Raw genomic sequence first — 9,084 nt, 5'->3', positions numbered from 1 at the left:
GCCCGGCTCCATTCCGAACCCGGAAGCTAAGCCCTCCAGCGCCAATGGTACTGCACCCTAATCAGTGTGGGAGAGTAGGACACCGCCGAACACAATGTGAGAATGCCCCGCAACCACACCGGTTGCGGGGCATTTCTCGTTGTCGGGTACGGGCGGGTCAGTCGGTGCCCTTGGGGACGACGATCATCGGAACATATACCGCCCGAAGGATTTTCGCTGCCGTGGTGCCGAGGAACAATGTGTTGGGGGCCGCCAGCCGGCTGGAACCGACCATGACAACGTCGCCGTCCTGCCAGTCCAGTGAGCCGACCGCCTCCTCGATCGTCGATCCCTGGACGACCGTGGAGCTGACCGGAAAGTCCTGCGGCAGCTGCTCTCTGGCGGCCTCCAGGCTCCGGCGTGCGTGTTCTCGGGCGTGGTCGAGCGCTCGCTCCTCCGGTTCGGTGCGCCAGGGCTGCAGGTCGTCGACGGCCACGAGCGAGATCAGGCGGATGGGCCGCTGGGCACGTACACCGCTCCTGAGCGCTGTCTGGAACAGCAGCGGGGTCCCGGGTCGATTGCCGATCGCGACCGAGATCTCCCGAACCTCGTCGGTACCGAGATGCGCGAATCCCGGCGGCGCCACCGCGACCGGCACCGGCGCCGAGTGCAGGATGTCGTTGACGACGGTCCCCAGCGTGTGCCGGCCGCGGATACCGCCGCCCGCGCCGCCGATCACCAGCATGTCCGCCGAGGTCCGTCGGGCCTGCACGATGAGGCCCTCACCGGGGTTGGCGTGCTCGGCGATGGTGGTCGTGGTCTCGATGTCGTCGGGGAGTTTGGCTGCGGCCGCATCGAGCCAGCGTCTGGCGGCGCTGTCCAGTGCGTCGGAGAGCCGTTCCACCGACACCTGTTCCGAAGGGTCCGCGCTCTCCGGCTCCGGGGGGATGACGATGCAGATCTCGAGTTCGGCGTCGAAGGTGCGTGCCAGGCAGGCGCCCAGGGCGACAGCGTCGTCGCCTCCGGAGGTCGCGATGTATGCGACGAGCAACTTCATCGGTACTCCCAGCGTCGGTGTCTCGATCCCCCGGTCTTCGTCAGCCTAGTCATCGGGACGGGGCGTCGGGGGACACGCTTAGATGGGGACATGTACTCGCTCGTCGACGGATACCTCAGCCACATCATGGACGAATGCCACTCCGACCGGTCGGGGCACGTCGCGGACTACATTCCCGAGCTCGCTGCCGTCGACCCCGAGGGGTACGGCCTGTCGCTGTGCGTCCACGACGGGCACACGTACTCACACGGCGATTCCGCGACGGCGTTCACCATCCAGTCGGTGTCGAAGCCACTCACCTACGCGATGGTGCTGAAGAAGCACGGCACCGCTGCCGTCGATGCCAGGATCGGCGTGGAGCCGTCCGGGGAGGCGTTCAACGAGATCAGCGTCGACGACCAGCGGCGACCGAAGAACCCGATGATCAATGCCGGAGCCATCTTCGCCGCGTCCATGCTGCTGCCGCCGACCCGGGACATCGGCGAGGCCGACGTGGACGCAGCTTTCCGGGAGGTGCTCGAGTTCTACTCGAGGTGCGCCGGTCGCCACCTCGAGATGGACGAGGAGGTGTACACCTCGGAGGCCGCCACGGGTTCACGCAACCGTGCCATCGCCTACATGCTCGACAGCTTCGGGGCCCTCGAGACCAGCCCGGATGCCGCTCTCGATCTCTATTACCGGCAGTGTTCGATCCGCGTGACCACCGACGACCTCGCCGGGATCGGTGCGACGATCGCGAACGGCGGGTTGAATCCCCGCACCGGCCGGACAGTGTTCTCCAACGAGACCGCGCAGCGGCTGCTGAGCGTGATGACGACGTGCGGGATGTACGACGGGGCGGGGGACTGGGTCACCTCGGTCGGTCTCCCCGCCAAGAGCGGAGTCGGGGGCGGCATCCTCGCGGTGCTGCCGGGACAGCTCGGTATCGGCGTGTACTCGCCGCGGCTCGACGGTCACGGCAACAGTGTTCGGGGGGTCGAGGTGTGCCGTCACCTGTCCACCGATCTCGGATTGCACATGTTCAACGTGACCAGGGAGAGCCGGGTGACGATCAGGTCGGTGTACGACCTCGCCGACACCCCGGTCAGCGGGGAGTGGGGGGAGCAGGAGCGCAGCTACCTGCGGACGTGTCGCGACAAGATCCGCGTCTACGAGTTGCAGGGCGATCTCACCTTCGGGGGTGCGGAGAGCGTGCAGCGTCGCCTCGAGGCCGACCTCGACGCATACACGGTGGTCATCGTCGAGATCTCCCGCATCGGGGTGATCGACGCCGTCGCACGCACGATGGTGCTGAGCATCAAACGCCTCCTCGACGACAGTGGCCGGCGCGCGGCACTCGTCGACCCGGACGGCGTCGTCCGGGCCAGCGTCGATCGGCACCGCGATGATGCGGCGGTGCCCGATCTCGATGCGCCGGTGGAACTCCGGGGTTTCGACCCGGCGCTTCCGCACGTGCACTCGACGATGGAGGACGCGGTCATCGACGCCGAGACGTTCATGCTGAAGCACTACTACGACGAGTGATCGGGCCGCGGACGCGTCCACCGGGACACCCCACTAAGGTGGGCACGTGCGTCTCGTCATCGCGGAGTGTCAGGTCGATTACGTGGGGCGGCTCACCGCCCATCTGCCCATGGCGCGACGGCTGCTGCTGATCAAGTCGGACGGATCGGTGAGCGTGCATGCCGACGATCGGGCCTACAAACCGCTGAACTGGATGAGCCCACCGTGCTGGCTCACCGAGGCTCAGGTCCCCGATGGCACGCAGGCGCAGGCGTACTGGGTGGTCACCAACAAGGCCGGCGAGGAACTGCGCATCACCATCGCCTCGATCGAGCACGATTCGCAGCACGAACTCGGCATCGACCCGGGACTGGTCAAGGACGGTGTCGAGGCTCATCTGCAGGAACTGCTCGCCGAGCACGTCGAGACACTCGGTCCGGGCCACACGCTCATCCGTCGCGAGTACATGACCGCGATCGGTCCGGTGGACCTGCTGTGTCGGGATGCGTCGGGTGCCACCGTGGCGGTCGAGATCAAGCGACGCGGCGAGATCGACGGCGTCGAGCAGCTCACGCGCTACCTCGAGTTGCTCAACCGCGACACCACCCTCGCCCCGGTCGCCGGGGTCTTCGCGGCGCAGCAGATCAAGCCGCAGGCCCGGACCCTCGCCGAGGACCGCGGAATCCGTTGCGTGGTACTCGATTACGACGAGCTACGCGGCGCGGAGAGTACGGAGTTCCGGCTCTTCTAGGCCAGGCCGGACTCCGGCGGGGGAGTCCCCCCGACCAGATCAGGCGTTGGAGCGGACCTCCGGCGTCCGCGCTTCCGGCGACAGCTTGCGATTGAGCAGCTCCAGATCGTCGGCGTCGGACAGGACGGAGTACTCGGAGTCGTCGGGTTGGGCGAGCAACTCCGGCAGCTCGGCCAGGTTGTCGCGGAGCCTGCCGAGGTTCGCGGCGATGTCCTGACGCGTGCGATCGGCTGCCTGGGCCAGTTCGCGCGACCTGTCGAGCCGCTGCGTAGCGATGTCCAGTGCGGTCTGTCGGATGTGCGTCGCCTCGTCCAGCGCTCGTTCGCGCTGATCGGCGAGTTCGGCGTCATGGCGTTCCCGCTCGGACTCGCGCTCGGCGGCGCTGACCGCCTCCAGTTCGGCGACCTCGGCCTTCGCCTTCTCGACGAGGCGGCGGGCCTCGTCCTTCGCGGCCTGCATCGTCTTGGTGTGTTCGGCCTCCATCGCGGCGGTGCGCTCGGCGATCAGGCGGGCGGACTCCGACTCGTTGGCGGCTGCGGTCTCCTTGACCTGCCGCGCCCGCGCGGCGGCCTCGTCGACGAGCTTCTTCGCCGCACTCCGGGCCTCGCCACGGACACGTTCGGCGTCGGTCGCGGCCGACGACCGCATGTCGGCAGCCTCCTGGCGAGCGATGGACAGCGTCTCGGCGGCCTCGGCGGAAGCCTCGGCTCGCATCTCCGAGGCCTCGTCGGACGCGAGCTGCAGCATCCGCGACAGTCGTTCACTCATGCCCTGCGCGGTGGTGGGTGGGACCGACAGCTTGTCGACCTCGCGGCGCAGTTCGGCGATCTCGTCACGCGCGTCCTCGAGATGGGCGGCGAGTTCGTGCGCGTTGGCGGTGGCGGCGTCGCGGTCGGCGGCGAGCACGCGCAGATCGGCGTCGAGTCGCTGGAGGTGGTCGGCGACCTGCTCACGGTCATAACCGCGCATCACGATGGCGAAGGGCAACTGCCGTGCGGGACCTGGCATGGCGGCCAGTGTAACGGAGTGGGCGCGGGGTCGAGTCGGCGTCGGCGGCGACGCGCGCAGAGGTGCCGAGCCGGTCGGGCCACCGACGGGCCCGGCCGGCTCGACACGGTGAGTCGGTCAGCGATACAACGGTTTTCGGCCGTCTCGGCGGATCAGTGGCCGGCGGCGGCGGGCTCCACGAGCTCGAGCAGGACGCCACCGGCGTCCTTGGGGTGTACGAAGTTGATGCGGGAGTCGGCGGTGCCTCGCTTGGCGGCGGGGTAGAGAACCCGGACGCCGGCTTCGGTGAGTCGTGCCGTGACCGCGTCGACGTCGGTCACGCGCACGGCCAGCTGCTGGAGCCCCGGACCGTTACGGTCGATGAACTTGGCGATGGTCGACGACTCGTCGAGCGGTGCGAGCAACTGGATCACCGCGCCGGTGCCGCCGGCCGGGCCGACCATGGCCTCTTCAACGCCCTGCTCGGCGTTCGTCTCCTGATGCAGCGTCTCGAACCCGAGGTGGGTGGCGTACCACTCCTTGGCGGCGTCGAGATCGGGGACGGCGATACCCACGTGATCGATGGCGACGATCAGGTCGGAGATGAGTGCGGTGGTGCTGGGGTCCGTTGCAGAGGAAGACATGGGACAACGGTAGCGTTGAGGTGTTGAGCGCACAGAGCGGGCGCTCGGTTGGCCCCCTTTTTCGACACCCCGGAGGTTCTCTTCATGACTTCGACTGCCGACACGACAACGGTCATCGTCGCCGGTGCACGCACACCCTTCGGCCGCCTGCTGGGCTCGCTGAAGGACTTCAGCGGGGTGGACCTCGGCGCTGTCGCGATCAAGGGCGCACTGGAGCGGTCCGGCGTTCCGGCGTCGGAGGTCCAGTACGTGATCATGGGGCAGGTGCTGACCGCGGGGGCCGGTCAGATGCCTGCTCGACAGGCTGCGATCAAGGCCGGCATCGGCTGGGACGTCCCGACCCTGACCATCAACAAGATGTGCCTGTCGGGCGTCGACGCGATCGCGTTGGCCGATCAGCTCATCCGCGCCGGCGAGTTCGACGTCGTCGTCGCCGGCGGCCAGGAGTCGATGACCCAGGCGCCGCACCTCTTGCCGGGCAGCCGCGGCGGTTTCAAGTACGGCAACACCGAGCTCGTCGACCACATGGCCTTTGACGGGCTGTTCGACGCCTTCACCGATCAGCCGATGGGGGCGCTGACCGAGCAGGGCAACGACGCCGACGGATTCACCCGTGAGCAGCAGGACGAGTTCGCGGCGCGCAGCCATCGCCTCGCCGCCGCCGCCTGGAAGAACGGCGTGTTCGACGACGAGGTCGTCCCGGTGTCCATCCCGCAGCGCAAGGGCGACCCGATCGAGTTCGCCGAGGACGAGGGCATTCGGGCCAACACGACCGCCGAGTCACTGTCGGGTCTGCGTCCCGCGTTCCGCAAGGACGGCACGATCACCGCGGGCAACTCGTCGCAGATCTCCGACGGCGCCGCGGCCGTCGTCGTGATGAGCAAGGCCAAAGCCGAGGAACTGGGCGTGTCGTGGCTCGCGGAGATCGGCGCCCACGGCGTCGTCGCCGGCCCGGACTCGAGCCTGCAGGCACAGCCGGCCAACGCCATCGTCAAGGCCTGTGACCGCGAGGGCATCGCGCCTGCCGATCTCGACCTCATCGAGATCAACGAGGCCTTCGCCGCGGTCGGGCTCTCCTCGACCAAGCAGCTCGGCATCGATCCGGAGATCGTCAACGTCAACGGCGGGGCCATCGCCGTCGGTCACCCGATCGGAACCTCCGGAGCGCGTATCGCGCTGCACGTCGCCCTTGAACTGAAGCGACGCGGCGGCGGCACGGGCGCGGCTGCACTCTGCGGCGCCGGTGGCCAGGGTGACGCACTGATCATCAGGGTGCCCAAAGCCTGAGGATCGAGATGTCTACGACATCTTGTAGTAGTTTGCTGTCCGATTCGGCACAATGAGGATCATGCTGTCTTTCTTCGACCTGACCACACCCGCCAAGCGCTTCCGGTTCGTCGCCGTCGCCGAGGCGATCACCTGGGCGATCCTCCTGGTCGCCATGGTCGTCAAGCGGGTGAACGACGACGATGAGGCGATCGCCAAGCCGGGAATGATCCACGGGATCGTCTTCGTGATCTTCGTCGTCGTCGCCCTCGTCACGGCGATCCAACTCAAGTGGAACGCGGTGAAATGGGAGCTGCCGGTGGGGTCGCGCCGGATCGGGATCCCGATCGTCACCCTGCTGGCACTGGTCTCGAGCCTCCCGCCCTTCGGCACGATCGTGTTCGAGTGGTGGGCGCGACGTAACGGCCACCTCGCCGAGCTGTCCACCGACCGTGCACCCAGGCAGGCCACGGCCTGACCGCTCCGATCTCGCCCTCGATCGCCCCGACGCTACGCCGGTCACGCCGCAGCGTCGGGGCGATCTTCGCGCTCAACGGGTTTCTCGCGGCGATGTGGGTGGCGCACATCCCGGTCATCAGCGCGCGCACGGGAGTCGACCACGATCAGCTGGGCGGGCTGCTCCTCCTGCTCGGTGCTTCGGCGTTCGTCGGTATGCAGGTCTGCGGACGTCTGATCGACCGTCGGGGTTCTCGCCCGGTGACCATCGGGGCCGCGCTGGGGCTGACGGCGGTGATCATCGCGCCGGTGCTCGCCGTCGACGCCCTGACGCTCGCGGCCGCGCTCGTCGCCTTCGGTTTCGCCAACGGTTGCCTGGACGTGTCGATGAATGCGCAGGCGGTCGTGGTCGAGCGGGCGTACCGCCGACCGATCATGTCGTCCTTTCACGGCTTCTTCTCGGCCGGCAGTCTGGTGGGCTCCGGGGTTGTCGCCGCGACCCTGTGGGCCGACGTGGGTGTCATCCGGACGGTGGCCTGCGCCGCGGTGGCCGGTGTGGGCGTCATCGCCTGGAGCGCACGTGGGCTCGCCGGCCGCGAGGTCGGCACCGGCGACGCGAACCACGCGGCACCCGCTCCGTCCGCCGCGTCCGCGAAATGGTGGCACACCGTGAACCGGCGGCGCCTGGTGCTCCTCGCGGTCGTCGCCTTCGCGCTGATGCTGGCCGAGGGCACCGCCTACGACTGGAGCGCGCTGCACGTGGTCGAGACGTTCGGTTCCGCCGAAGCAGTCGGCGCCATCGCCTTCGGCGCGTTCAGCGCGACGATGACCGTGGCGCGGTTCGTGATCGACCCGGTCGTGGGAGCGGTGGGACCTGTGGCGGTCGTCCGGTACGGCGGTCTGCTCGGCACCGTCGGCATCCTGATCGCCGTGCTCGCGCCCGTGCCCGCGCTCGCGATCGTGGGGTGGGGCGTGTTCGGCCTGGGCCTGGCGGGACTGATCCCGCAGATCTTCACCGCGGCGGGCAACTTGTCGGGGGAGTCGAGTGGCCGGACGATCTCCGCGGTCGTCGGATGCGGCTACCTCGGCATGCTCGCCGGTCCCGCGGTCGTCGGCTTCATCAGCAGCCGGACCTCGCTGAACACCGGGCTGCTCGCCGCGGTGGCGGCGCTGATCCTCGCTGTCGCACTCGCGCCGGTCGTTCGTCCCGATGGTGCCCGCACGGCCGCCGCGGACGGCGCCCGTTCGCCCGACGCCACCTGATTCCGCGTCGCCGGTCGTGACACACTGGAGGGGTGACGCGACCAACAAATCGTCAGCAGGCCGCCGCCGCGGCCCGACAGCAAGCGGCAGCAGCCATGGCCATGTCCGGCGCGGTGGATCTCGGCGGACTCAAGGAACGGGCCGAAGCCGAACGTGCGCAAGCGCAACGCGCCCAGTCGCAGGCCGCCGCCCAGCCCGCCCAGTCGGGGCAGGCGCCCGCTCCGGGTGGGCAGCCACCCGCCGCTGGTGGTGGGCCCGCTTCGTCAGCGGTCCTCGACGTCACCGAGGAGACGTTCGAGGCCGAGGTGCTCAACCGGTCGATGCAGCAGCTCGTGGTCATCGACCTCTGGGCGGAGTGGTGCGGGCCGTGTAAGCAGCTGTCGCCGGTCCTGGAACGCCTCGCCGCGGAGTCCGGGGGCCGCTGGGTGCTGGCGAAGGTCGATGTCGACGCGAGTCCGCGTATCGCACAGGCCTTCCGGGTGCAGTCGATTCCCATGGTCGTTGCCATCGTGCAGGGCCAGCCGGTGACCGCGTTCAACGGCGTGCGCTCCGAAGCCGAGATCACCCAGTGGATCGACGACATCTTCGCCCAGATCGGTGACGCTCTGCCCGGCGTATCGGACGGGCCGGCTCCCGAACCGGAGCCCGAGGATCCGAGGTTGCTCGCCGCCGAGGCGAAATTGAACGACGGCGACTTCGACGGGGCGCTCGCCGACTACCGCGCCATCGCCGAGGCCGAGCCGGAGAACCTCGAAGCGGTGTCCGCCGCGCGGAATCTCGAGTTCATCCTGCGCGCGCAGGCCCATGATCCCGCGATTGTCGAGACGGCGTCGCGGCGCGATGTCGATGCGCAGTTGGCGGCCGCCGACGTCCTGCTGCTGTCGCAGCAACCCGAGGCCGCGTTCGATCGCATCATCGACGTCGTCCGGGTGACAGCGGGTGAGGAGCGCACCCGCGCACGTACCCGGCTGCTCGAGCTGTTCGAACTCTTCGATCCCGCCGAGCAGTTCGTCGTGAGCGCGCGGCGCAAACTCGCCAGTGCCCTGTACTGAGAGGGCGGTGGCGCGGGGGGGGGGCGGCGGCCCCGCCCCAAACCCCAGGTAGGCGGCCGCGAAAACCCCCCCCGCCCCGCCCGGCCCGGGATAAACCGGGCCGGCGCCGGGGCACCCCACCACAAA

The 9,084-nt window shown here is 68.9% G+C and carries 9 protein-coding genes; 6 read left to right on the top strand and 3 right to left on the bottom strand.

Annotated features, from left to right (window positions below):
• Positions 1-157 precede the first annotated feature (157 nt).
• Positions 158-1,036 carry a universal stress protein gene (locus ACFW3F_RS21395; protein WP_388060992.1) on the bottom strand — a complete coding sequence of 293 codons (879 nt, stop codon included), beginning with the start codon at positions 1,034-1,036 and terminating at the stop codon, positions 158-160.
• Positions 1,037-1,126: 90 nt separating this feature from the next.
• Between ACFW3F_RS21395 and glsA the strand changes: the two genes are divergently transcribed.
• Both glsA and nucS read left to right on the top strand, forming a co-directional pair.
• Positions 1,127-2,560, top strand: a complete 1,434-nt coding sequence (gene glsA, locus ACFW3F_RS21390) for a glutaminase A (protein ID WP_388060990.1) — start codon at positions 1,127-1,129, stop codon at positions 2,558-2,560.
• A gap of 46 nt (positions 2,561-2,606) precedes the next feature.
• Positions 2,607-3,290 carry an endonuclease NucS gene (nucS, locus tag ACFW3F_RS21385; protein ID WP_388060988.1) on the top strand — a complete coding sequence of 228 codons (684 nt, stop codon included), beginning with the start codon at positions 2,607-2,609 and terminating at the stop codon, positions 3,288-3,290.
• Between the two features lie 39 nt (positions 3,291-3,329).
• Here nucS and ACFW3F_RS21380 read toward each other — a convergent pair whose 3' ends face one another.
• Together ACFW3F_RS21380 and mce are read right to left on the bottom strand one after the other, a co-directional pair.
• The gene (locus ACFW3F_RS21380) at positions 3,330-4,298 is read right to left on the bottom strand and encodes a hypothetical protein (RefSeq protein WP_388060986.1); all 969 of its coding nucleotides are present in this window, start codon (positions 4,296-4,298) and stop codon (positions 3,330-3,332) included.
• Between the two features lie 152 nt (positions 4,299-4,450).
• Positions 4,451-4,921, bottom strand: coding sequence for a methylmalonyl-CoA epimerase (gene mce, locus ACFW3F_RS21375; RefSeq protein ID WP_388060984.1), 471 nt, complete (start codon positions 4,919-4,921; stop codon positions 4,451-4,453).
• 84 nt (positions 4,922-5,005) lie between these two features.
• On the opposite strand from mce, the gene ACFW3F_RS21370 reads away from it, so the two are divergent.
• The 4 genes from ACFW3F_RS21370 (at position 5,006) to ACFW3F_RS21355 (ending at position 8,958) form a co-directional block, all read left to right on the top strand.
• Positions 5,006-6,208 (top strand): acetyl-CoA C-acetyltransferase, encoded by a 1,203-nt coding sequence (locus ACFW3F_RS21370; RefSeq protein WP_388060982.1) that lies wholly within the window; start codon positions 5,006-5,008, stop codon positions 6,206-6,208.
• A 61-nt stretch (positions 6,209-6,269) separates the two neighbouring features.
• On the top strand, positions 6,270-6,665 hold the full coding sequence (locus ACFW3F_RS21365) for a DUF3817 domain-containing protein (RefSeq protein WP_388060980.1): 396 nt from the start codon (positions 6,270-6,272) through the stop codon (positions 6,663-6,665).
• A 92-nt stretch (positions 6,666-6,757) separates the two neighbouring features.
• Positions 6,758-7,906, top strand: coding sequence for an MFS transporter (locus tag ACFW3F_RS21360; protein ID WP_388060978.1), 1,149 nt, complete (start codon positions 6,758-6,760; stop codon positions 7,904-7,906).
• Positions 7,907-8,001: 95 nt separating this feature from the next.
• Positions 8,002-8,958: a tetratricopeptide repeat protein gene (locus ACFW3F_RS21355; RefSeq protein WP_388060999.1), complete on the top strand. Its 957-nt coding sequence runs from the start codon at positions 8,002-8,004 to the stop codon at positions 8,956-8,958.
• Positions 8,959-9,084: the final 126 nt, after the last annotated feature.

It is taken from the genome of Gordonia sp. NPDC058843 (assembly GCF_042743165.1).
Taxonomy (GTDB): Bacteria; Actinomycetota; Actinomycetes; order Mycobacteriales; family Mycobacteriaceae; genus Gordonia.
Note: the sequence above shows the minus strand (reverse complement) of the source record. Positions and strands in the feature narration are given on the sequence as shown.

What these genes read in the sequence shown, in the direction of transcription:
- ACFW3F_RS21380 (WP_388060986.1), bottom strand. Translation starts at nt 4,298, where the DNA reads ATGCCAGGTCCCGCACGGCAGTTGCCCTTCGCCATCGTGATGCGCGGT.
- ACFW3F_RS21355 (WP_388060999.1), top strand. Translation starts at nt 8,002, where the DNA reads ATGGCCATGTCCGGCGCGGTGGATCTCGGCGGACTCAAGGAACGGGCC.
- ACFW3F_RS21395 (WP_388060992.1), bottom strand. Translation starts at nt 1,036, where the DNA reads ATGAAGTTGCTCGTCGCATACATCGCGACCTCCGGAGGCGACGACGCT.
- mce (WP_388060984.1), bottom strand. Translation starts at nt 4,921, where the DNA reads ATGTCTTCCTCTGCAACGGACCCCAGCACCACCGCACTCATCTCCGAC.
- ACFW3F_RS21370 (WP_388060982.1), top strand. Translation starts at nt 5,006, where the DNA reads ATGACTTCGACTGCCGACACGACAACGGTCATCGTCGCCGGTGCACGC.
- ACFW3F_RS21365 (WP_388060980.1), top strand. Translation starts at nt 6,270, where the DNA reads ATGCTGTCTTTCTTCGACCTGACCACACCCGCCAAGCGCTTCCGGTTC.
- glsA (WP_388060990.1), top strand. Translation starts at nt 1,127, where the DNA reads ATGTACTCGCTCGTCGACGGATACCTCAGCCACATCATGGACGAATGC.
- ACFW3F_RS21360 (WP_388060978.1), top strand. Translation starts at nt 6,758, where the DNA reads ATGTGGGTGGCGCACATCCCGGTCATCAGCGCGCGCACGGGAGTCGAC.